General features: G+C 70.8%; 22 protein-coding genes. 10 read left to right on the top strand and 12 right to left on the bottom strand.

Features of this window, described 5'->3' with window-relative positions; genetic code table 11:
- Positions 1–860 precede the first annotated feature (860 nt).
- The 5 genes from H4F98_RS05165 to H4F98_RS05145 form a co-directional block, all read right to left on the bottom strand.
- Entirely contained in the window at positions 861–2903 is a 2043-nt protein-coding gene (locus H4F98_RS05165) for a carboxypeptidase-like regulatory domain-containing protein (protein ID WP_182685565.1), read from the bottom strand.
- Positions 2900–3697, bottom strand: coding sequence for a COG1470 family protein (locus tag H4F98_RS05160; protein WP_182685564.1), 798 nt, complete (start codon positions 3695–3697; stop codon positions 2900–2902). Before H4F98_RS05160 ends, H4F98_RS05165 begins: the two co-directional genes overlap by 4 nt.
- Complete coding sequence (locus tag H4F98_RS05155) at positions 3697–4206, bottom strand: hypothetical protein (RefSeq protein ID WP_182685563.1); 510 nt, start codon at positions 4204–4206, stop codon at positions 3697–3699. Before H4F98_RS05155 ends, H4F98_RS05160 begins: the two co-directional genes overlap by 1 nt.
- The gene (locus H4F98_RS05150) at positions 4203–4823 is read right to left on the bottom strand and encodes a hypothetical protein (RefSeq protein WP_182685562.1); all 621 of its coding nucleotides are present in this window, start codon (positions 4821–4823) and stop codon (positions 4203–4205) included. The genes H4F98_RS05155 and H4F98_RS05150 overlap by 4 nt, the downstream gene beginning before the upstream one ends.
- A gap of 61 nt (positions 4824–4884) precedes the next feature.
- Entirely contained in the window at positions 4885–5475 is a 591-nt protein-coding gene (locus tag H4F98_RS05145) for a hypothetical protein (protein WP_182685561.1), read from the bottom strand.
- A gap of 367 nt (positions 5476–5842) precedes the next feature.
- On the opposite strand from H4F98_RS05145, the gene H4F98_RS05140 reads away from it, so the two are divergent.
- Positions 5843–6808: a hypothetical protein gene (locus tag H4F98_RS05140; RefSeq protein WP_182685560.1), complete on the top strand. Its 966-nt coding sequence runs from the start codon at positions 5843–5845 to the stop codon at positions 6806–6808.
- Between the two features lie 57 nt (positions 6809–6865).
- Positions 6866–9694, top strand: coding sequence for a glycerol-3-phosphate 1-O-acyltransferase PlsB (gene plsB, locus H4F98_RS05135; RefSeq protein ID WP_182685559.1), 2829 nt, complete (start codon positions 6866–6868; stop codon positions 9692–9694).
- Here plsB and H4F98_RS05130 read toward each other — a convergent pair.
- Complete coding sequence (locus H4F98_RS05130; protein ID WP_141519166.1) at positions 9691–9909, bottom strand: YdcH family protein; 219 nt, start codon at positions 9907–9909, stop codon at positions 9691–9693. The two genes, plsB and H4F98_RS05130, sit on opposite strands and share 4 nt — an antisense overlap.
- A 119-nt stretch (positions 9910–10028) precedes the next feature.
- On the opposite strand from H4F98_RS05130, the gene ttcA reads away from it, so the two are divergent.
- The 4 genes from ttcA to H4F98_RS05110 all read left to right on the top strand — a co-directional run bounded on the left by ttcA (position 10029) and on the right by H4F98_RS05110 (position 13474).
- Entirely contained in the window at positions 10029–10934 is a 906-nt protein-coding gene (gene ttcA / locus H4F98_RS05125) for a tRNA 2-thiocytidine(32) synthetase TtcA (protein ID WP_182685558.1), read from the top strand.
- A gap of 84 nt (positions 10935–11018) precedes the next feature.
- Positions 11019–11924, top strand: a complete 906-nt coding sequence (locus H4F98_RS05120) for a recombination-associated protein RdgC (protein WP_182685557.1) — start codon at positions 11019–11021, stop codon at positions 11922–11924.
- A gap of 125 nt (positions 11925–12049) precedes the next feature.
- Positions 12050–12850, top strand: coding sequence for a YgjP family zinc-dependent metalloprotease (locus H4F98_RS05115; protein ID WP_182685556.1), 801 nt, complete (start codon positions 12050–12052; stop codon positions 12848–12850).
- A gap of 108 nt (positions 12851–12958) precedes the next feature.
- Positions 12959–13474 carry a hypothetical protein gene (locus H4F98_RS05110; protein WP_182685555.1) on the top strand — a complete coding sequence of 172 codons (516 nt, stop codon included), beginning with the start codon at positions 12959–12961 and terminating at the stop codon, positions 13472–13474.
- Between the two features lie 611 nt (positions 13475–14085).
- Here the strand turns inward: H4F98_RS05110 and H4F98_RS05105 are convergent.
- Together H4F98_RS05105 and hemH are read right to left on the bottom strand one after the other, a co-directional pair.
- Positions 14086–14955, bottom strand: a complete 870-nt coding sequence (locus H4F98_RS05105; RefSeq protein ID WP_425487573.1) for an alpha/beta fold hydrolase — start codon at positions 14953–14955, stop codon at positions 14086–14088.
- Positions 14956–14966: 11 nt separating this feature from the next.
- A complete protein-coding gene (gene hemH / locus H4F98_RS05100) occupies positions 14967–15980 on the bottom strand; it encodes a ferrochelatase (RefSeq protein WP_182685692.1) in 1014 nt (337 codons plus the stop codon).
- A 176-nt stretch (positions 15981–16156) separates the two neighbouring features.
- Between hemH and H4F98_RS05095 the strand changes: the two genes are divergently transcribed.
- The 4 genes from H4F98_RS05095 (at position 16157) to tatC (ending at position 18754) form a co-directional block, all read left to right on the top strand.
- Entirely contained in the window at positions 16157–17104 is a 948-nt protein-coding gene (locus tag H4F98_RS05095) for a lipid-binding SYLF domain-containing protein (RefSeq protein WP_182685690.1), read from the top strand.
- A 103-nt stretch (positions 17105–17207) separates the two neighbouring features.
- Complete coding sequence (gene tatA, locus H4F98_RS05090) at positions 17208–17438, top strand: Sec-independent protein translocase subunit TatA (RefSeq protein WP_141518324.1); 231 nt, start codon at positions 17208–17210, stop codon at positions 17436–17438.
- Between the two features lie 49 nt (positions 17439–17487).
- Positions 17488–17994, top strand: a complete 507-nt coding sequence (tatB, locus tag H4F98_RS05085) for a Sec-independent protein translocase protein TatB (RefSeq protein WP_182685554.1) — start codon at positions 17488–17490, stop codon at positions 17992–17994.
- Positions 17978–18754: a twin-arginine translocase subunit TatC gene (tatC, locus tag H4F98_RS05080; protein ID WP_182685553.1), complete on the top strand. Its 777-nt coding sequence runs from the start codon at positions 17978–17980 to the stop codon at positions 18752–18754. Before tatB ends, tatC begins: the two co-directional genes overlap by 17 nt.
- Positions 18755–18782: 28 nt before the next feature.
- Here the strand turns inward: tatC and H4F98_RS05075 are convergent, their stop codons facing one another.
- The 4 genes from H4F98_RS05075 to H4F98_RS05060 all read right to left on the bottom strand — a co-directional run bounded on the left by H4F98_RS05075 (position 18783) and on the right by H4F98_RS05060 (position 22853).
- Positions 18783–19643, bottom strand: coding sequence for a BPSS1780 family membrane protein (locus tag H4F98_RS05075; protein ID WP_182685552.1), 861 nt, complete (start codon positions 19641–19643; stop codon positions 18783–18785).
- Positions 19644–19694: 51 nt separating this feature from the next.
- Positions 19695–20117: a FosX/FosE/FosI family fosfomycin resistance hydrolase gene (gene fosX, locus H4F98_RS05070; RefSeq protein ID WP_182685551.1), complete on the bottom strand. Its 423-nt coding sequence runs from the start codon at positions 20115–20117 to the stop codon at positions 19695–19697.
- A 15-nt stretch (positions 20118–20132) separates the two neighbouring features.
- Entirely contained in the window at positions 20133–20876 is a 744-nt protein-coding gene (locus tag H4F98_RS05065; protein ID WP_182685550.1) for a glutamine amidotransferase, read from the bottom strand.
- A gap of 171 nt (positions 20877–21047) precedes the next feature.
- The gene (locus tag H4F98_RS05060; protein WP_220479095.1) at positions 21048–22853 is read right to left on the bottom strand and encodes a GspE/PulE family protein; all 1806 of its coding nucleotides are present in this window, start codon (positions 22851–22853) and stop codon (positions 21048–21050) included.
- Positions 22854–22910 lie beyond the last annotated feature (57 nt).

Raw genomic sequence — 22910 nt, 5'->3', positions numbered from 1 at the left:
TGTTGCATCAAGTGCGGCCGGCCGGTACGCTGTCCCCGTCCGGCTCCGGCCGGCGCCATGTCAAAACTCGATAAGTCCTCCGGTTTCGCCGGATCTTGACTGGGAGGCTTCGGCCTCCTTTTTTCTTGGGCACGCCCCATGCGACGGCCTCGCGGACGGTCGCGAGCGCCGTGTAGCCCGGGTAAGCGAAGCGCACCCGGGGCTCCGGTAAGGCCAAGGCTGGACCCCAGCGTTCGCTGGGGTGACGGCCTGTGGGCTACCGGCCGTGACCGGCTGCAGCGTCGCCGTAGGGTGGGTAGAGCCGAAGGCGAAACCCACCGTCGCGGGATTGCATGCGCGATGAATGATGGGTTTTGCTTCGCGCTACCCATCCTACGGTGCTGGATCTGTAGCCAAGTACAAGTCCAAGGCTTTCGCCTGCTGCGCGTGCGAGTCCCTTTTGTCTCGTCAAAAGGAACCAGAACCGCGGGCTCCATCAGCCGCCGGTCCGGCTTCGCCGCACCGGTGCCCTGTGCGCCTCGGTCATGACGGCACGGCGCGCAAACTCGCTGCGCCTGGACAAGGGCGCCTCTCTGGCCGCCACGGCCTGCGGTGCTACGCCACCGCCTTTCGTCATCCCGGCGAACGCTGGGATGACGGTTTGTTGGAGTTGCAGGCCGGGGTTCGGCTGCAGCTGCGTAGCCCGGGTAAGCGAAGCGCACCCGGGGTCTCGGTATGAAGGTTGCGATTCGAAGCGAACCCGTCGATCGACTGCCATCACGCGCGGCGGCGCGCTGGAGCCCGACCTTGCTCAAAGCGCAGCGCACTGCGCCACGCCCTGTGCCGGCGACCGGACGGGAGCCGCTCGCCAAGTCGTTCGATCAGCGCGCGCGTGCGGCGGGGATCTCGACCTGCAGCGACTCGCGCACCCGGACCTCGATGCTGCGTTCGGCCTGCGCCTCGTCGATGAACCATGGCAGGGGCAGGTTGTCGGCGACCACGGTCAGGCGATGCTCGCCGACCGCCACGTCCTGGAACTCGAAACGGCCCTGGCTGTCGGTGCGCACCGCGTAGCGTCCGTCGAGGATGACGGTCAGGTTCGGCACCGCCGCCTCGGAGGCATTGCGGCTGCCGTCGTCGTTGCCGTCCAGGAAGACGCTGCCGGCCACCTGGCCGGTGGCGGCGCCCGGTGCCCCGCCGATCACGGCACGCGCGCGGCCGGCGTCGCGCTGGTAGCGAAGCACCAGGAAGGCCGAGCGCTCGCGCGGCAGGCGCATGAAGAGCGGATCCTGTCCGAGCGGGTCCAGTTCGAACGGCGAGCGCTGCGTGCCCTGGTTCTGGTACAGGCTCGCGGTCAGCGACCAGCGCGGGTTCAGGACCCAGTTCACGGCGATGTTCGCGTTGCTGCCGCGCAGGGCCCCGGGCCCGTCGCCATGCGTCCATCGCAGTTGCCCGTCGATCGACAAGCGGTCGGTCAGGTCCTGTCCGCCGTACAGCGCGAAACTGCTGGTGCGCGTGGCCGGCTCGCCGTCGTAGGCCAGTTCGCCGTAGGCCACGGTGGCCGACAGGCGGCTGCCGGCACGGACGGGGAAGGCCTGGTCGATGCTGGCCTGCCAGCTGTCGGCGCCCTCGCCGCTGACATGGGCGGTGTCCCACTGCAGGCGGGTCGTGCCCCAGTCGCTGCGCTTGTCGAGGAACCACTGCGTGGCCAGCGCGCGGTCCTCGCCGTCGCGCAGGCTGGCGGTGCCACCGTAGCCGAGCGTGCTGCTGTGCTGGTAGCGCGCGTAGGCGGTGGCGTAGTTGCCATCGAAGCTGTCGCCGGAGATCGATTCGATGCGGTCGACGCCCGCGCTCCAGCTCCAGCGCGCGAACTGGTAACCGATCCGGTAATAGCCGCCGCGCGTGTCGTTGTTGATCGGGTAGCTGCCCCAGGCCAGGCCTTCGCCCAGGTGGAACGCGCCGTAGTTGTGGGTGTAGCGGCCGCGCTCGGAGCGGGCATCGAGCCAGCCGCCGCGCGCATTGCCGGCGTCGCCGCCGCTGGACAGCAGGTTCAGCTGCACGCGGTCGCGCGCCCCCTGCCAGGCCGTCGCCGCGTGGACCGCGTGCGAGCGGCCGTCCTCGATCACCGGCTGGCCGGCGTCGCCGGCGACCAGTCGGCCGTCGCTGCTCAGCCAGGTGGCCGAGCCGGTCCAGCCGCTCGCCCACTGCCATTGCGCGCCAAGGGTGCCGACGTGGCCTTCGTCGGTCTCGAAGCCGAGCAGGCGCGTGCCGGTGTAATGGCCAAGCCGGCCGCCGCCGCCCTGCAGGCGCAGGCCCGTGGCGGCATTACTCCACTCGCTGCTGAAGCCGGCGTAGGTGGTGCTGGGCAGGAAGAAACGGTACTGCTCGCGCTGGAGCGGCACGCTGGGGGTGTTGAGGACGCCGGCGCCATTGTCGCCGCGCCATTGGCCGGGCATCGCGAGGTTGCGCTGCCAGAGCGTCGCCGACCCGGTCCAGTCGCCGTCGCTGCCGTCGCTGCCGAAGGGGTCGTCGCGATCGTCGTCGCGGCGCGACACGCTCGCCTGCAGCGACCACGTGCCCCAGCGCGCGGACTCGCGGTGGCCACCGGCGCTGATGCCGTACTCGCGGTAGCGGTCGTCGCCGAACTCGCCGTGGCTGTAGGCGAGTTCAGCGTTGAACGAACGCGGCAGGCCGGAGGCGTCGTAGGGCTGGGCTTCGGCGGCCTCGTCCATGTCGGGCAGCGCGCCGGGGTCGATCACGCGATCCACGTAGGGCGCGTCCTGGCTCGCGTCGCCTTCTTCGCCGGCACCCGTCGCGGCTGCGTCCGCGGCTGTGGCCTGCGCAGACAAGACCGCGAGCGCGAGCGCGATGGCCGGGACGATCGCGCGGGCGGTCGTCTTGGTCGGGCTGCGGCTGGGGGTCATGGCGCGACGACGGTATCGATGTCGAGGCGTTGGCTGCCGTTGTCCAGGCGACCCTTGAGCGTGAGCGGGAAACGGATCGGCGGCACCGCCGTGCCGGCGTCGTCGAGCACCGGGGTCAGCGCGATGGGACGCGTCTCGCCCGGCATGATCGGCGTGGTCGCGGGGCTGAAGGTGAAGCGCGTGCCGTCGGCATCGGTGCCTTCGACGAAGCCCTCCAGGCGGCCGTGCGCGTCGCCGGTGTTGCTGATCGACAGCACCGGCAGGCGGACGCCCTGGACCTCGGCGCTGTGGCCTTGGTTCATCGAGAGGAACGGCGCGGCCTCGCCGACGGCCAGGTACACGATGATGCCCAGGCGGCCGGACACCGGCACCGGGACATCGCCGGGCGCCGCCTGCGCGGCGCCCTCGAACATGATCGCGAAGCGGCATTCGCCACGCGGCGCATCCGCCGGTACTTTCACTTCGAAGCGGAAGCGGCGCCTGGCCTGCGGGCCGAGCGTCAGTTCGCGCGCTTCGATGCCGACCCACGGCCGGCAGCTCTCTTCCGACAGCGCGTAGTCGAAGGCCGCGGTGCCGGCCGGCTCCAGCGACCAGTCCGCCGTGCGCACGGTGATCGGCGTGGCCTGTTGCGAGACATTGGTCAGCTCGATGACGTTGCGGTAGGTGTCGCCCGCCTGGGCCTGGGCCTCGATGCGTGGTGGCGAGGCCAGCACGGCGAAGCTCTGGGCCAGGGCCTGCGGCGCCAGCAGGCAGCCGAGCAGGAAGCACGCGGCGGGAAGGAAGCGGAAAGGCATCACGGAGCTCCGAGATCGATCTCGAACGAGAATTCGAGCGGCTGTGAACGGGTGACGTGGCGGCCGTCGGCCTGCAGCACGATGCGCAGGGTGTCCTCGATCAGCGGGCCGTTGATGGGGCCGGCGTACACGAGGCTGCGCTCGCCGCTGCGCACGGTGCCCGGCAGCAGGGGGCCGCGACTGCTCCAGGTGGCCGTGATCGGGCCGCTGGGCGCGGGCGGCAGCAGCATGTAGATGCGCCCCATCCGGCCCTGCCACGCGGCCACGTCCAGTCGGACGATCACCGCGAACCGTCCCGACACCGCGTTCGCCTGCGGTCCACGGGTGGGCGCGATCGAGTCCCATTCGAGCGTGACGTTGGGGTCGAGCACCTGGCTGGCGCTGTCGTCGACCGGGAAGGTCCTCGACTGCGCGCGCGCATCGTGCGCGGCGAAGGCCACGTAGCAGGACATCGCCAGCAGCGTCGCGAAGCCCAGCCGGGCGGTGATGGTGAGCCGGCGCATCGTCATGGCGCCGCCAGGGTGTAGGTGACGCGGCCCGAGTACACGCCCGCCGCGGCCACGCTGCTGTTGGCGTAACGGAAGCTCATGCAGCTCTCGCGCCAGGTGTTGGCCGGGAACGAGGCCAACACCTGTTCCCCGCCGGTGAAACTTCCCGAGGGAATGGGTTGCGCACCGCTGTCGCCGTTGCCCGAGCTGGTCCAGCTGATCTCCGAGAAGGGGATGCGGTCGCCGGCAGGGCTGGCCAGGTCCGCTGGCGCGGTCACCGTCAGCGTGGCGCTGTAGAAACTGTAGTAATAGCGGTAGAACCCGCCGATGTAGATCTGCCCGGTGTTGCAGAAGGCGTAACCGTCCCAGTTGCTGGTGATCTGGGAGGCATTGCCCGTCATCGCCAACGGGGTGCTGTTGCCGAGCGAGGCCGAGGGCACCGTCACCGATACGGTGTTGATGCCGCCACCGCTGCCCGGCGTGCCGCCGTTGCTGTAGTTGCCGGTGAACACGCCGTTGCCGACGCGCAGGTAGAGCGCGCGCGAACCGCTGTTGATGTTCACGGTGAAGGCGTCCGCCACCGACGACCAGGACAGGCCGGCCAGCAGGGCGAGTACGGCGAATGTGCGAATGGGCATCGTGACCTTCCAGTACGACGACGGCCCGGGGACCGTCGTCGTGTTCGAACGGCGGAACGGCTTACGGCATGGAGGCAGTGTAGGTGACGCGGCCGTTGTTGGTGTTCACGCCGCCGTAGGTGCCCGGGGCGACCATTGCAGCGTTCTTGTAGCTGTAGGTCCACTGGGCGGTGGCGTTGGTGATCTTGCCCGAGCTCAGCGGCACGTTGACGGCGGTGCCGGCGCCGTCGGCCAGCACCGGGGCCGGCAGGGCGGCCGGGGCCGAGGAGGTCGTGGTGATCTGGCCGTAGGAGATCGAGTCGCCGCTGCCGTTGCTCAGCGCGCCCACGCTGTCGGCGCGCAGCGAGATCTGGCCGTTGTTGCCCTTGACCGTGGCGGTCACGGTGCCGTTGCCGACATTGCCTGACGCGGCGGTGGCGGCCACCGGCGTGCCCAGGGTCTGCAGCTGCGCGGCGGTGACGTTGAAATCGATCAGGTTGACGGTGCTGTCGTCGGTGCCCACGCGCAGCATCAGGATGCGCGGCACGGTGATCTGGAAGTCGAGGCGGGCGGTGGCGCTGCCGCTGCTGACGCTGTTGGACTCGGCCTGGGCGGCGAGGGGCAGGGCGGCCGCGAAGAGGGCGGCGGCGAGGAGGCTGTGCTTGACGTTCATCGGTTCTCTCTCACAAGGAAGGGTCGAAGGATATCGGTGGCCCGTCCTTGGCCGCGTGAAGGTTGCGTGAGGGAGTACGCAGGAAGCGTGCCAACTATGTGATGCAGGTCTCATTCAATGTGCGTATAGCTTCGCGCAATTCGGCGTGACCACGTTCAAAAGCGGACCAACGTCACATTTGGAGGCTTTTTCGGAGGCAGCGTCAGAAACTGACGCGGCGCGGCAGCTCGCCTTGCGGCGCATGGCTTCCGCCCATTGCAGCCCGGAGGGCCAGGGGTGAAACGCCCGCGAGACGCGCCGCGTTCAGGTTGTCGAGCCCCCCTCGCGGGGGCCAAGATGGCCCACCGCGCATCCGAGGCCTGCGGCCATGCTTGGATCCACCTCCGCGCCCCCCAGGGGCCTGCGATTCCCGTGGCCCCTCGTGCTGGCCGCGGCGCTGCTGGCCGGTTGCCGGCAGCCAGCGCCGGACGCGCCCGCCGACACGCCGCCGGCGCTGCCGGTCGACGCGGTGGCGCGGCTGGTCGACGACCTGCGCCGGGACGATCTCGCCGCGTATGCGCGGCACGCGGTCCCGCCGGCCCTGCATGCCCGCCTGGAGACCGCGTGGGGCGAGGGACGGACGCGCTGGCCGTTGACCGAACTGCCCCTGGACGACCAGTTGCCGGCGATGATCGCCGGGCTGTCCCGGCCCGACGCCGAGAAATCCCTGATGGCGATCTACAACCGCCAGTTCGCCGGCGCCCGCGGCGAACTGCGCGCCACCGCGTCGGCCCTGGGTCTGTTCGCGGTGCAGTACATCCAGAACGAGCCCGACTACAGCGAGGACGAACGCGACCACCACGTGCAGGTGGTGCAGGCGCTCAGCGAATGGGGCCAGCAGGCGCCGCTGTCGGACGCGCGCAAGGCCGCCCCGGCCCTGAAGCAGCTGATCGCCGCCGCGCGACTGACGGGGCTGGACAGCGCGGAAGCCTTCGCCGAGGCGGGCATGGTGCGTGGCCTGACCCGCTTCTCGCCGTTTGCCAAGCGCTTCAAGCAGGTGCTGGCCGGCTACGGGCTGGATATCGATGCTGCCCTCGACAGCGCGCACGCGAGCCTGGTCGAACAAACCGGCGACACCGCACGGGTGCGGCTGGAGTACACCCTCGCCGGTCACCGGATCGATGCCATCGTCCGCGTGGAACGGCGTGATGGCGCCTGGTACCTGACCGATCTGCTGCGCCACGCCGAAGCCGAAGCCGGGCCGGTGCCGACCCCGGCCTCAGTGCCACCCACGGACGCCGCGCTGCCCGGGTCTGCAGAAGAGGCGGTGTCCGCCCCCGCCCCCGACGCCTGAGCACTGCGTCCCAACCGCCACGCGTCGTACCGACCCGCGAACGCCGCAATCGGCATAATGCCCCGGATGCCCAAACAGCCCCCCCTGCTATTCCCGGACCCGACGCCTCCCGAGGGCGAGGACGCGCCCCGTGCGACGGCCGACACCCGGCGGCCGTCCGACGCGCTCGACGCGCTCGACGCCACTGCTTCGTCCGCCGCCGCCGAAGTGACCGACCGCGACCGCGCGCGCGTGTCGCCCGGGCCGCCCGAGCCCACCGCACACCCGGCAGGCGAGGACGTCGACCAGCCCGAACTTCCGATGGCGATGGCGCCGACCCGCGCTCCGGGCGACGACGCGGGTGCCTACCGCGGGCGGCCGTGGTGGGCGCGACTGCTGGGCTGGATCCTCTCGCCCTGGGTGTCGCTGACGATCGAGCCCAACGACCCGGCCTCGCACGCCGACGCCCTGGACCGGCCGGTGTGCTACGTGCTCGAGGACTACGGGCTGTCCAACGCCCTGATCCTGGACCGCGCCTGCCAGCAGGCCGGCCTGCCCTCGCCCTTGCAGCCGCTGCCCGGCGACCCGCTGGGCCGCAAGCGCGCCTACCTCGCGCTTTCCCGGCGCAATGCCAACCTCTCGCCGCTGGGCGCGCCGCCCAGGCCCAGCAGCCATTCCGAGTCGCTGGCGCGCCTGCTCGACGCGCATCGCCTGGACCCGGGCCTGGACGTGCAGCTGGTCCCGGTCTCGATCTTCGTCGGCCGCGCCCCGGACAAGAACAGCGGCTGGTTCTCGGTGCTGTTCTCGGAAAACTGGGCGCTCGTCGGTCGCTTCCGCCGCCTGCTGGCGATCCTCCTCAACGGCCGCGACACCCTGGTGCGCTTCGCGCCGCCGGTCTCGCTGCGCGGCGTGACCGACGAGGGGCTGCCGCCCGAGCGCACCGTGCGCAAGCTCTCGCGCGTGCTGCGCGCGCACTTCCGCCGCATCCGTGCCGCCATCGTCGGCCCCGACCTCTCGACCCGCCGCCTGCTGGTGGACCGCGTCCTGGGCTCGGACAGCGTCAAGGACGCCATCGCCGACCAGGCCCGGCGCGACAAGTCCTCGCTCTCGGACGCCTGGAAGAAGGCCCATGCCTACGCCTACGAGATCGCCGCGGACTATTCGCATCCGCTGGTGCGTTCGGCCAGCTTCATCCTCGCGCCGGTGTGGAACCGCATCTACCGCGGCGTCCTCGTCCACCACCTCGACAAGCTCAAGCAGGCCGCCCCTGGCAACGAAGTGGTCTACGTGCCCAGCCACCGCAGCCACATGGACTACCTGCTGCTGAGCTACCTGCTCTACACCAAGGGCATCGTGCCGCCGCACATCGTCGCCGGCGTCAACCTCAACCTGCCCGTGGTCGGCACGATCCTGCGCAAGGGCGGCGCCTTCTTCATCCGCCGCAGCATCCGCGGCAGCGCGCTGTACTCGGCGGTGTTCTCCGAGTACATGGCGCAGCTGGTGGCCGGCGGCTACTCCATCGAGTACTTCATCGAAGGCGGGCGCTCGCGCACCGGCCGCCTGCTGCAGCCCAAGGCCGGCACCCTGTCGATGACGGTGCGCGCCTACCTGCGCCAGCCCACGCGCCCGGTGCTGTTCCAGCCGGTCTACATCGGCTACGAGAAGCTGATGGAAGGCAACAGCTACCTCGACGAGCTCAGCGGCAAGCCGAAGGAGGGCGAGTCGATCTGGCAGCTGCTGTGGGGCATCCCCAAGGTGCTGCGCAGCAACTACGGCCAGGTCGTGGTCAACTTCGGCGAGCCGATCCGGCTCAACGACATGCTCGCCCGGCACGCGCCCGAGTGGCGGGGCGAGGCGGTCGCCGAGGACGAGAAACCGTCGTGGCTCACCGGCACGATCGACGCGCTGGCACAGCAGATCCAGGTCAACGTCAACCGCGCGGCCGACGTCAATCCGATCAACCTGCTGGCGATGGCCCTGCTGTCCACGCCCAAGCACGCCATGAGCGAAAGCGACCTGCTCGCGCAGATCGCCCTGAGCAAGACCCTGCTGGAGGAGGTGCCGTACGGCGAGCGCGTCACCGTCACGCCGCACACGCCCGCCCAGATCGTCGCCCACGGCGAGGAAATCGGCGTGCTGTCTCGTACCGCCCACCCGCTGGGCGACGTGCTCGGCGTCAGCGGCGACAAGGCGGTGCTGCTGAGCTACTTCCGCAACAACGTCGTGCACCTGTTCACCGCCGCGTCCTGGGTCGCCTGCTGTTTCCAGCACAACCGGCGCATGAGCCTGGCGGGCGTGCTGCGGCTGGGTCGCAGCGTGTATCCGTTCCTGCAGGCCGAGCTGTTCCTGCCCTGGACCGAGGACCAGTTCGTCGACCGCATCCGCGCCACCATCGAGGTGTTCATCCGCGAAGGCCTGCTCGAGCAGGTCAGCGAGGACGACGGCGGCATCCTCGCGCGCAACGCCGGCCAGTCCGACGAGGTGTTCCGCCTGCGCGCGATCGGCCACTCGCTGCAGCAGGCCTTCGAGCGCTACTACATCACCATCTCGGTGCTGGTGAAGAACGGCGCCGGCACCCTCAGCGCCGGCCAGCTGGAGAGCCTGTGCCAGCTCGCCGCGCAACGGCTCTCGCTGCTGTACGCGCCGGCCGCCCCGGAGTTCTTCGACAAGACCCTGTTCCGCGGCTTCATCCAGAAGCTGCGCGAACTCGGCCTGGTCCGCACCGACGACGCCGGCAAGCTCGACTTCGACGACCGCCTCGACAACTGGGCGCGCGACGCCAAGTTCATCCTCGGCCGCGAACTGCGCCACACCATCGAGAAAGTCAGCCCGGAAATGGCGCCCAGCGAGCCCACCGCCGCGGGCGGGGAGCAGGCAGCGCCGGCCGCGGAGGAGTCGTCCGACTAGGCCGGTTCGTCCGGGATCATCGCGCTTTCCAGGCGGGCGATGCAGTCCTTCAGCCAGAGCTTGCGCTTCTTCATGCGCTTGAGCGCCAGGTCGTCGTGGGCATCGTGGTCGCGCAGGACGGCGAGCCGTTCGATGGCGGCGTCGAGGTCGCGGTGCTCGAGACGGACCTCGGCCAGGCGGCGGGCGATCTCGGCGGGGTCTGAGGTGTCGAGCATGGGGGGAGCTTAGCGCGGGTCCGGGGCGCCGTCATGGCGATCCCGGGCGGCGGGCGCGTGCTCTGGATTGCCCGGCGCCGGCCGGGGCGGGCGGGGTGGTGCAGTAGAATGGAGGGACCATGAGCACCGTCCTCCCCCTCGCCGAACCCCTGCCGCGCCGCGGCACCGATCCCCAGGCCGACGCCCGCGAGGCCGACCGGCTGGGCACGCGCCTGCGCCACCAGGTCGGCCAGGCCATCGCCGACTTCGGGATGATCGAGGACGGCGACAAGGTGATGGTCTGCCTGTCCGGCGGGAAGGACAGTTACACGATGCTGGACGTCCTCCTCCAGTTGCAGAAGAAGGCGCCGGTGAAGTTCGAGCTGGTCGCGGTCAACCTGGACCAGAAGCAGCCCGACTTTCCGGCGCACGTGCTGCCGCGCTACCTGGAGTCGATCGGGGTCGAATACCGCATCCTCGAGCAGGACACCTACTCGGTCGTCACCCGCGTGGTGCCCGAGGGCAAGACGATGTGCTCGCTGTGTTCGCGCCTGCGGCGCGGCGCGCTCTACACCCATGCCCAGGAGCAGGGCTTCACCAAGATCGCGCTCGGCCACCATCGCGACGACCTGGTGGCGACCTTCTTCCTCAATCTGTTTTTCCACGCCAAGCTCTCGGGCATGCCGCCCAAGCTGCTGAGCGACAACGGCAGGCACGTGGTCATCCGCCCGCTGGCCTACGTGCGCGAGGACGACATCGCCCGCTACGCGGCCCTCCGGGCGTTCCCGATCATCCCCTGCAACCTGTGCGGCTCGCAGGAGAACCTGCAGCGCAAGCAGGTCAAGCGGATGATGGACGAATGGGAACGCGAGACGCCCGGACGGATCGAGACCATCGCACGCGCGCTGGGCGACATCCGCCCCTCGCAGCTGAGCGACCCGAAACTGTTCGACTTCCTCGCCCTGGGCGTGAAGACCGACGCAGAAGCACGGGTGGCCGACCTCAGGCAGTCCGGCGGGATTCCAGGGTCCTTCGTGGGCGCATGATGCCGTAGTGCGCGGGTCATGCAGGCCAGGAAGGCCCTGCTTCTCCCCATTCCCCAATCCCCATTCCCCATTCCCGGAATCCGAATGTTCTTTCGAAACCTGACGCTGTTCCGCTTCCCCACCTCGCAGAAGTTCGACGATCTCGACAGTGGCCTCGATGAGTGCCAGCTCAAGCCGGTCGGTCCGCTGGAACTGTCCAGTCGCGGATTCATCTCGCCCTTCGGGCGCAACGCCGAAGCGCTCTCGCATTCGATCCACGACGCCACCTGGCTCACCGTGGGTGGCGAGGACCGCCTGCTGCCGGGCAGCGTCGTCAACGACATGCTGGCCAAGAAGCTGGCCGAAATCGAGGAGAAGGAAGGGCGCAAGCCCGGCGGACGCACCCGCAAGCGGATCAAGGACGAGCTGATCACCGACCTGCTGCCGCGCGCCTTCATCAAGCCCAGCCGCACCGACGCGCTGATCGACCGCAGCCACGGCATCGTGGTCGTGGACACCTCCAGCCGCAAGAGCGCCGAGAACGTGGTCAGCGAGATCCGCCGCGCGCTGGGCAGCTTCCCCGCGCTGCCGCTCAACGCGGAAGTCGCGCCGCGCACGATCCTCACCGGCTGGCTGGCCGGCGAACCCCTGCCTGAAGGCCTCTCGCTGGGCGACGAATGCGAGTTGCGCGATCCGGTCGACCAGGGCGCGGTGGTGAAGGTCCAGCGCATGGAGCTGCAGAGCGACGAGATCAACAAGCACCTGGAGTCGGGGAAGCAGGTCACCCGCTTGGCGCTCAACCTCGACGACCACCTGAGCTTCGTGCTCGGCGAAGACCTCGTGGTGCGCAAGTTCAAGCTGCTGGAGGGTGCGGTGGACGAACTCGAGTCCACCGACACCGACGACATGCGCGCCGAACTCGACGCCCGCTTCGCGCTGATGAGCGGCGAGGTCAAGCGTCTGTTCACCGTGCTCGAGGCGGCGCTCAAGCTCAGCAAGGTCGAGGCCTGAAGCGGGTGTCACCGGCATGACATCCGGCGGGGCGTCGCGGGGCGGTATGATGCGCGCGTCCCACGGATGGGCGGCGGCGCGCGGCGCCGTCGATTCCCCCTGCCGCAGATGACCTTCCCCCGTCGATGAGTCCCCCCTTCCGACTGCTGGCACCCGTGCCCCGACCCGCCGCGCGCGTCGAACGCGAGTCCACCGAGTTCGAGTTGCCCGACGGTCGTCGCATCGAGCTGCTGCGCGTGCGCAATCCGCGCGCGCGCCGGCTGCGCCTGTCGGTCGACGAGCGCGGCGCGCGCTTGACCGTGCCGCCGCGCACCTCCGACCGTGTCGCCACCCAGTTCCTGAACGCGCATCGCGACTGGCTGGGCGAGCAGGTGTCCCGCTTCACCGTCGATGCCCTGCCCGAGTTGCAGCCCGGCAGCAGTACCTGGTTGCCACTGGCGGGGGCGCGCGTGCCGGTGCAATGGCAGCCCGGCCGCTTCACGCATCTGCTGGAGGCCGGGGAGAAGGACGCGCCGCTGCTGCGCTTCAGCGTGTCCGGCCGCGCCGGTCCCGAGGCCCTGCGCCGCGCCCTGCGCGACTTCTACGAAGCGCGCGCCCGCGCGGACGTGGGTCGCTGGTTGCCCCGCTACCTGTCGGGCCTGCCGCGCGCGCCGCGCCGCGTGCGCTACAAGGTGATGAGTTCGCAGTGGGGCTCGCTCGCGCCCGACGGCACCATGGCCCTCGACCTGGGCCTGGTGCTGGCGCGCCCCTCGGCCTTCGAATACGTACTCGTGCACGAGCTGTGCCACCTGATCCATGCGGACCACTCGCGGGCCTACTGGAGCGAAGTCGAGGCGCGCTCGCCGCACTGGCGCGCCGAGCGCGACTACTTCAATAGCGAAGGGCGGCGGCTCAAGGCCATGATGCGCGCCCTGCTTGGCGCCTGAGGCGGGGTCGTCCGCATGGCCTGCCCGCGCGCGGTTTTGCGTAGACAGGACAAGAGCGGCCCGCGCGGTTCGGCGCCGCGGCCCGGCTGTCGCCCAAGGACCTTCCGCATGATCATGATCCCCCCTCCTGTCCGCCTCGTGCTGGCCACCATGCTGGTGGCCGCGCTGGCCAGCGGCTGCCAGAAATCGGCCGAAGAGCGCATGGCCTCCGCCGCCGCGAGCGCCGCCACCGGCCAGGACGTGGAGGTGCAGCGCGACGGCGACACGACCACGTTCAGCACCGACGAAGGCGACGTCACCGTCGCCACCGGCGAGGGCCTGTCGTTGCCGGAGGGGTTCCCCGACGATGTCTACCTGCCGCGCGAGTACACGCTGCGCAGCGTGCTCAACGTCGCCGGCACGCAGGTGCTGTCGCTGAGCACCCGGGGCGACGCCACGGCGCTGTTCAACGAGGCCAGCGCCGAGATGAAGGCCAAGGGCTGGACCCAGACCATGGCGATGCAGAACGACGCCCGCAACGCGATGCTGGCCTTCGAGAAGGGCGAGCGCAACGCGGTGGTGTCGGTCAATGGCGACGACGACGGCGAGGTGCAGGTCGGCCTGCAGTTCCGCGAACGGCAATAAAGGCCCTGGCGCCGGCAGGGCCGGATACGGCTGTTCGGCCGTGACGATGCGGGTGCGTTGTCGCCGGGGTGGAGCAAAATGCTGGATCCCAGCGTTCGCTGGGATGACGAGCAAAGGCAACGTCAGCAGCAAAGGCAACGCCGGCGAGCTGCCGAGGGGCGACGAGGATCGATTCGAGAATCCCGGAGGCGATGACTCACGCAGGGTCCGGTCGCCGCTTGATCTTCTCGCACCCGCGTCACCCCGGTTCCGTCATCCCAGCGAACGCTGGGATGACGAGCAAAGGCAACGTCAGCAGCAAGGGCAACGCCGGTGAGCTGCCGAGGGGCAACGAGGATCCATTCGAGAATCCCGGAGACGTCGACTCACGCAGGGTCCGGTCGCCGCTTGATCTTCTCGCACCCGCGTCACCCCGGTTCCGTCATCCCAGCGAACGCTGGGATCCAGCCTTTCCGCGCGTTCGCCCGACTGCAGGCGCTGGACGAGTACCTCTCGACCTTTCGGGGTGAGGCGCTAAACCTTGTGCAGGGGGTTGCCTTCGCGGATGGCCGGTGCCTGTTTGGCGACACCGGCTTCCCCTTCCGCGCAGCAGGGAACCCCCTCTTGGGACATCACGCCTGGCGCGAGAAGAAGTCGCCGATCGCGGCGGCGACTTCCGCGGGCTGCTCCATGTGCAGGTGGTGGCCGCCTTCGATCACGATGAGTTCGCCCCGCGGCAGCAGCGCGGTGCGCTCGCGGCGCAGCGCATCCGGCAGGTAGGGCTGCGCCGGGTCGGCGAAGATCACCCGCGTCGGGCATCCGATGCCGGCGACGAGGTCGTTGACCTGGGCTTCGGTGGGCCGCAGGAAGGTCGGCAGGGTCAGGCGCGGATCGCTCGACCAGGTGTAGCCGCCCTCCACCGCGCGACTCCCGCGCTCGACCAGCAGGCGGGCGGCCGGTTCGGCCAGGCGACTGCCGACCCGGGTGCCCGCCGCCGCGCGTGCGCGTACCGCCAGCGCCAGGTCCGGGAACACCCGCAGCGACTTGCCACGCAGGGCGCGGGAGGCGGTGATGGCATCGCGCATCCGGCTGGCGGTCTGGTCGGGCGACTCGGCCAGGGCGCCCAGGGCCTCGATCGCCACCAGGCGCTCGACGCGATCCGGGCAGGCGGCCGCCAGCAGACTGGCGATGCCCGCGCCCATCGAATGCCCGAGCAGGGAGAACCGCGACCAGCCCAGCGCATCGGCGGCGTCGAGCACGGCATTCACCGCGCCGGGGAAGGAATAGTCGGCGCCGGGCGCGAGATGGGCGCTGAGCCCGTGTCCCGGCAGGTCGAGCGCGACCAGTTCGATGTCGGGCAATAGGGGCGCGATCGGCAGGAAGCTGGCGGCGTTGTCGAGCCATCCGTGCAAGGCCAGTACACGGGGCGCGTCCGCGCTGCGCCCGGCCCGGCGGAGCCCGGCCATGCGGCCGAGCGGTGTGTCGAGGGCGATCTCCTCCAGCGGCGCGCCGCTCATGCGACCGCGTCCGGGAAGGACGCGCGCAGCAGGGACGCCAGCGCCCGGGCGTGGCGCGCATCGGCGTTGAGGCAGGGGATGTAGCGCAGCTGGCCGCCCTGAGCGGCGAAGCCCTCGGCGAGCATCATCGCGATCTCTTCCAGCGTTTCGATGCAATCCACCGCGAAGCCCGGCGCGACCACGTCGACCCGGGTCACGCCACGCGCCGCCAGGGCCCTGAGGGTGTCCTCGGTCGAGGGCGACAGCCATTGTTCGCGGCCGAAGCGAGACTGGTACGACAGGCTCCAGGCGTCGGGCGGCAGCCCGAGGGCCGCCGCGACAGCCGCCGCGCTGGCCTCGCATTGCGCCTGGTAGGGATCGCCGCGGTCCACGAAGCGCTGCGGCAAGCCATGGAAGGACATCAGCAGGTGGTCGCCGGCGCCTTCGCGTTCGCGATGGCTGCCGATGGCATCGGCGACCGCACCGACCCAGCCCGGGTCGAGGTGGTAGTCCTCGAGCATCCGCAGCTCGCAGCCGGGGGCGCCGGCACGGAAGCGATCGACGACGTCCGCGACCGAGGCCGTGGTGGAGGTGGAGTACTGCGGATACAGCGGCAGCACGACGAAGCGCCGGATGCCGTCGCTGCGCAGTCGCTCGAGGGTGTCGGCCAGCGAGGGCTGGCCGTAGCGCATCGCATCGACCACCCGCAGCCCCGGCAGTTCGGCCTGCAGCGCGCGCGCCAGCCGGCGCGTGTGTACCGCGAGCGGCGAGCCGCCGTCGGCCCCGTCGATCCAGATGCTGGCGTACTTGTGCGCGACCGGGCGCGAGCGCAGCGGCAGGATCACGAAGTGCAGCAGCGGGCACCACAGCCAGCGCGTCATGTCGACCACGCGATGGTCGTGCAGGAATTCGGCCAGGTAGCGGCGGACGGCGGCGGGCGTGGCGGCGTCGGGCGTGCCGAGGTTGACGACCACCAGGGCGGTGTCGGGCAGGCCGAGCGGCGAAGCGGGCAAGGGCGCGGTGTCGGTCATCGACATAGGATGACACGCGGGCGCCGGCGCGATGGAACCGCGACCGCGGGGCGAGCGCCCCGGAACTGTTTCGTGCCGATTCATTCCGCCGCCGCCCGCCTGCCCCACAATCGGAGCCTGACGTCCAGGCGCCGGCCACCGGCCGCGCCGCCAACCCGGAGCCTTGCATGAACGTGATGACCCGCCTGTCCCCCGCCCTGGTCGCATCCGTGCTGTGGCTGGGGGTGGCGACCACCGCCATCGCCGGCCCGCAGGAGGACGAGCGCGCGCGCAACGCCGTGCGCGTGCTCACCGATATCCAGGCAATCCCGGAGTCGGCGATCCCCGACAAGCTGCTCGACGAGGCCAAGGGCATCGTCGTGGTCCCCGACACGCTCAAGATCGGCCTCGTGCTCGGCGGCCGCCGCGGCCATGGCCTGATGTCGGTGAAGAATCCCGACGGCACCTGGTCGAACCCGAGCTTCGTCAAGCTCACCGGCGGCAGCATCGGCTTCCAGGCCGGCGTGCAGTCCGCCGACGTGGTCCTGGTGTTCCGCAACCAGCGTGGGCTCGACTCGATCGTCAACGGCAAGGTCACCCTCGGCGCCGATGCCGGCGTGGCCGCCGGCCCGGTCGGGCGCAACGCCTCCACCGCCACCGACGGCCAGCTCAAGGCCGAGATCTGGTCCTGGTCGCGTGCCCGCGGCCTGTTCGCCGGCATCGCCCTGGACGGCGCCGTGTTGAGCATCGACGATGCCGCCAACGAGGCTGTCTACGGCAACGACACCACCCCGCGCATGGTCTTCGAGGATCGCGCCCACCAGGCGCCGTCCGATGCCGTGGTCGATTTCCGCGACCAGCTGGAGGAGGCCACCGCGATCGCCCGCGCCAACCGCCGCGACGGCGATGCGCCGGCCGCGCCGATGCCCGCGCCTGCGCCTGTGCCCGTGGCGCCCGTCGCCGCGCCGGCGACCGCGCCCGCCGCGCCGCCCTCGTACACGATGCCGACCACCACCGTGCGCGGCTCCGACGGGCGGTCGACCACCATCGTCGAGGGCGCGGGCCAGCAGCCGGCGCCCTTCGAGACCGTGGAGAGCCCCGTCCAGGCCGAACCGCTGCCGCTCGAGCCCGACGACGGCCGCTAGTCCCGGCTTCGCGCCGGTCCCGGACCGGGCGTCTCACTGAACGGCGCCATCGCCTGTCATCCGGCTGCGGTATCCTGACCCCTCCTTACGCGCAGGCATTCACATGGGTGGTTTCAGTCTCTGGCACTGGTTGGTCGTGCTCCTGATCGTCGTGTTGGTGTTCGGCACCAAGCGCCTGAAGAACGTCGGCAAGGACCTCGGCGAAGCCGTGAAGGGCTTCAAGGACGGCGTGAGCGACGACAAGCCCGCGGCGCAACTGCCGAAGGACGAGGCCGACGCCCCGGGCGCGGCCCGTAGCGAGCAGGCCCGCGACGACGAGCGCACGCCGCGCTGAGGCGCGGCGTTCGACGTCCCCGCGGTCCCGTCCACGGCTCACCGACGCCATGTTCGACATCGGCTTTTCCGAGATCTTCGTGATCGCGGTGGTGGCCCTGCTCGTGCTCGGGCCGGAGCGCCTGCCCAGGGCCGCGAAGTTCGCCGGTCTGTGGGTGCGGCGCGCCCGCGCGCAGTGGTATTCGGTGAAGTCCGAGTTCGAACGCGAACTGGCCGACGACGAACTCAAGCGCAGCCTGCTCGATGCCCGCGACAACCTGCGCGACGCCGGCGACGCCCTGCGTGAAGGCAGCGAGGCCCTGCGCCGGGACCTGGAGTCGTCCACCGGCGAGGTGCGCCGCTCGCTGAGCGGCATGGCCGCCGCGGCCCCCCCCGCCGGATCATCGGCCGGGCCGGAGCCGACCGACGGACCTGCACCCGAGGGTCTCGAGCCCCGGACCGGCGAACCGGTGCACGCCGATGCGACCGCACCGGCTACCGCCGATGCCCCCGAGGCGCACGCCGGCAGCGAGGACGCGCGGACGCAGGAGGAGGGCACGCATGCACCGCGATCCTGATCCGGCCAGCGCCACCGACGGCGTCGGCGTGGATCCCGCGCCCGCCGACGAGCCGCGCCTGCTCGACCACCTGATCGAACTGCGCAGCCGCCTCATGCGAGCCGTGCTGGGCCTGCTCGCCGCGGTACTGGTGATGCTGCCCTTCGCCAACCGCCTGTACGGCTGGCTGGCCGCGCCCCTGCTGGCCAAGCTGCCGGAAGGCGCGCACATGATCGCGGTGGAGGTCGCCTCGCCGTTCTTCGCCCCGCTCAAGCTCGCCTTCTTCGTGGCCCTGGTGCTGTCGATGCCCTGGCTGCTCTACCAGGCCTGGGCCTTCGTCGCGCCGGGCCTGTACCAGCGCGAGAAGCGCCTGGCCCTGCCGTTGCTGGCTTCGGCGGTGGGCCTGTTCTACCTGGGCTGTGCGTTCGCGTACTTCCTGGTGCTGCCCACGGTGTTCGGTTTCCTCACCGGCATCACCCCCGAAGGCGTGTCGATGATGACCGACATCAACGCCTACCTCGACTTCGTGCTGGTGATCTTCCTGGCCTTCGGCCTCAGCTTCGAACTGCCGGTGGCGCTGGTGATCCTCTCGCTGCTGGGCTGGGTCACCCCGGCGCAGATGAGGGAAGCGCGCGGCTATGCCATCGTCGGCGTGTTCATCGTCGCCGCGGTGGTGACGCCGCCCGACGTGATCTCGCAGCTCATGCTCGCCGTGCCGATGATGGCCCTCTACGAGCTGGGCATCCTCGCTTCGCGCTGGCTGGTACCGCAGCCGCGCTAGGCGCGGCGGCTCGCGTCCGGAGCGGCGCTCAGGCCTCGATGCCGGTGGTGTTCGAGAGCGGCGGCGGGGCGTCGCCCAGCATGTGCCGCCAGGCCGAGTAGATCGTCCCGCCGATCAGCGGCAGCAGCACCGACATCAGCAGCAGCTGGCCGATGAAGAGCGCCGGCATCTGGCCGATCGCGAACCCCAGCAGCACGACGAGGATGTTGACACCGATGCTCAGCGCGAACAACACGATCACGAACAGCACCATGAACACCAGCACCGCGCCGATGTTGCGCAGGCAGGCGCGCAGGCTCAGGCCCATTGCCGCCATGCCGCCGCGTTCGGTGAACATGACGTCCGGGATCGCGATGAAGGTGAAGAAACCCGCCACCAGGCTCACCACGAGCACCGCCACCAGCCAGGCGAACAGCGAACCCACCGGCAGGGACTGCACCAGCGCGGGGTCGGGGTTGGGACTTGCCTGCAGCTTCTCCATCACCTCGGCCATGTGTTGCAGTTCGTCGCTGCCCACCATCACCACCAGCAGCACCGCCAGCACGACCAGCGCGGCGAGCTGTGGCAGCAGCATGGTCAGGAAGCGTGCCAGTTTGCCTTCGCGCAGACCCTGGACCAGGTGCGCCGGGTGGGCACTGCGGCCCAGGTCGACCTCGCGCGCGGCATAGACCACGCCGCCGAACAGCAGCGGACCGAGCACCGCGAGCACCAGGCTCAGCCACAGCTGCCCGCTGATCGAGGCCGCCGCCGACACCCCGCCCCAGATCAGGCCGAGCAGGCCGAGGGCCAAGGGTGCCTTGCGCAGCAGCGCGAAGCCGTCGAGCAGCCATTGCGCGCCATTGCTGGCGGGGAGTTTCCGGATCGGCGACGGGGTGTCGTGGGGGTTCATCGTGGCTCTGCGGGACAAGGGAAGTTGACGGGATGGGAGCGGCGGAGGACGTCAGCCGGGTCGCTTGTCCGCTCGCAGGGATGCGTAGCTGGCCAGGCGCTCCTCCAGGCTGCCAGTGTGCAGCTCGAAGAGGTGATTGTCGAAGTCGTGCACGTACAGCGACTGGCCTTCGCCGGCGATCCTTGGCCGTGGCGGCAGGAGCTCCGCGCCGATCGCCGCCAGGCGTTGCCGGTAGCCCGGCAGGTCGGCCTCCTCGACGCGGAAGGCGACGTGCTGGTAGGACCGCCGCGCAGGCGGTTCGCCTTCCATCGCGGCCAGCCACACGCCGCCCAGCAGGAAGAACTTCTCCCGCGACAGCGAATGGGTGTCCCCGCCGCTGTCGTAGACCTCGGTCGCGCCGAGGCCTTCGCACAGGAAGCGCCGCATCCGCTCCAGGTCGGCGACGACGAAGGTGAGGTGGCTGATGCCCCGCATCGATGCCGTCCGGCGTCAGGCGCGTGCCAGCGTGCGCGCATGGTGGACGAAGCGCCGCAGCACCCGGCGTCCCTGCGGCGCGGCGCCCACGCGGCGCAGCAACGCGTCGGCGTCGAGCGATTCGCGCAGCAGGGCGGTGCGCCGGGCGCGAATGTAGCCGCGCATGTGGGTGGCGCTGAATTCGGGGTGGAACTGGACGCCCCAGGCGGCGTCGCCCCAGCGGAAGGCCTGGACCGGCTCATGCGCGGAGCGCGCCAGCGCCACCGCGCCTTCGGGCAGGCGCAGCACGCTCTGCACGTGGGTGAGCTGGGCGTCGAAGCGTGCGGGCATGGCGCCGAGCAGGGGATCGTCGGCGGCGGCCGGGTCGAGCACGATTTCCATCGTCCCCATCTCGCGGCCGCCGGGGTGGTCGCCCACCTCGCCGCCCAGCGCGTGCGCGAGCAGCTGGTGGCCGTAGCAGATCCCCATGATCGGCACGCCGGCACGCGCCGCGGCGGCCAGCCAGGCCGCGCAGCGCTCGCTCCATTCGAGGCGGTCGCTGACCATGGCGCCGGACCCCGACACGATCACCCCGGCCAGGCCGGCATGGCCGGGCAGGGACGCGCCGGCTTCGACGTTGACCGACGGCGACTCGTCGCGGTGCAGGCCGCCGGCGACGCGGATCCAGTGGGCGAAGTCGCCGTGCCGCCGCATCGGCGCGATGGGCAGGCCGGTCTCGACGATCAAAAAGCGCGGGGCGGGGGCGGGGACGTTCGACATGGGCGGATGGGATCTCGGTGGCGGGGCGTGGACACGGGCGGGCGCCGGTCCGCAGGGGCGGGCCGGCACCGGGATGGCGTGCGTCGGCGGCACGACCCCATGGGCCGGTGCCGTCGAAAGGCGGGACTCAGGGTACCGCCAAGGCCTCCCGCGCGTGAGCGATCGCGTCGCTCATTCGGTCGGAGGCAGTACGGAGACGACTTCGGCGATCGTCGTCACCCCCTCGGCGACCTTCTCGGCGCCGGCGCGGCGCAGCGGCTTGAGGCCTTCGGCGGCGGCCGCGGTGGCGAAGGCGTCCAGCGACATGCCCGGCTGGATATGCCGCCTCAGTGCCGGGGAGAGCGTCAGCAGCTCATAGACGCCGACCCGCCCCAGGAAACCGGTGTTGCGGCACTCCAGGCAGCCTTCGGCCCGCTGCGCGTGCACCGGCGCGGGCGGCGACGCCTCGCCCAGCAGGGGCGCCCAGTCCGCGGCCGACAGGGTCGTCGGCACCCGGCAGTGCGGGCACAGCGTGCGCACCAGGCGCTGCGCGAGCACGCCGTTGAGCGTGGAGGCGATCAGGTAGTGCGGCACGCCCAGGTCGAGCAGGCGGGTGACGGCGGATGCCGCGTCGTTGGTATGCAGCGTCGACAGCACCAGGTGGCCGGTCAGGGCGGCCTGCACCGCCATCTGCGCGGTCTCCAGGTCGCGGATCTCGCCGATCATGATGATGTCCGGGTCCTGTCGCAGCAGGGTGCGCACGCCGCTGGCGAAGTCCAGGTCGATCGCCGGCTGCACCTGCATCTGGTTGAGCCCGGGGGCGACCATCTCGATCGGGTCCTCGACGCTGCAGACGTTGACGTCGTCGGTGGCCAGCTGCTTGAGCGTGGCGTACAGGGTGGTCGTCTTGCCCGAGCCGGTGGGGCCGGTCACCAGCACGATGCCGTGCGGGCGCTGGACGAGGGCGTTCCACCCCGCCGCTTCCCGGGCATCGAAACCGAGCTGGTCGATGCTCTTGAGCGCGGTGTCCGGATCGAACAGGCGCATCACGCATTTCTCGCCGAACGCGGTCGGCATGGTCGACAGGCGCATCTCGACCTCGCGGCCGCCCGGCGAGCGGGTCTTGATGCGACCGTCCTGCGGGCGCCGGCGCTCGCCCAGGTCCATGCGGCCGAGCACCTTGATCCGGCTGACCGCGGCGGTCATCACCGGCGGCGGCATCTCGAACACCTTGTGCATGACGCCGTCGATGCGGAAGCGCACGCGACCGACCGTGCGCCGTGGCTCCAGGTGGATGTCGGAGGCGCGCTGCTCGTTGGCGTATTGCAGCAGCCAGTCGACGATATGGACGATGTGGTGGTCGTCGGCGCCCACTTCGCCCAGCCGCCCCAGTTCCACCAGCTGCTCGAAGCTGGGCATGCTGCTCTTGCCCAGCATCGACTGCCCGTCGTCGGCGCCGCGCACCGAGCGGCTGACACCGAAGAACTCCATGGTGTAGCGGTGCAGGTCGAGCGGGTTGACGACGACCAGCTCGATCTCGCGGCGCGCGAGATGGCGCATGTCCTCGAGCCAGCCGTCGGCATTGGGTTCGCTGGTCGCCACCAGCACCCGTTCGGCATCCACCGCCAGCGGCAGGATGCGGTGCCTGCGCGCATACGCGTGCGACATGACCGCCGTCGCCGCGGGCACGTCCACGCGGGTCGGATCGATGCGCAGGTAACGCCGGCCGGTGGCATCGGCCAGCCAGCGGGTCAGGCGCTCGAGGGAGAGCTCCACGCCGGGCGTCTGCCGGGACTCCATCTTCAGCCCCGCCAGCAACACCAGCGGGTGGACGTCGGTCGCGGTGCGCGCGCCGCTGGGCAACTGCACGCGTTGCATGTCCTCGGGGCCGACCAGGCCGTCTTCGGCCAGCAGGCGGGCGACGCTGTCGAGGGTCAGGCGACCGGGGGGCAGGCGGTTGTGGCGGACTGCGTCCCCGGCCCGTGGATCTGGGATCATCATGCCTCCTGGCCGGCGCCCGGGGCAGGGCAAGCCCCGGCGGCCCGCTATACTAAC

Source organism: Marilutibacter spongiae (assembly GCF_014145325.1).
GTDB classification, from domain to species: domain Bacteria; phylum Pseudomonadota; class Gammaproteobacteria; order Xanthomonadales; family Xanthomonadaceae; genus Marilutibacter; species Marilutibacter spongiae.
Note: the sequence above shows the minus strand (reverse complement) of the source record. Positions and strands in the feature narration are given on the sequence as shown.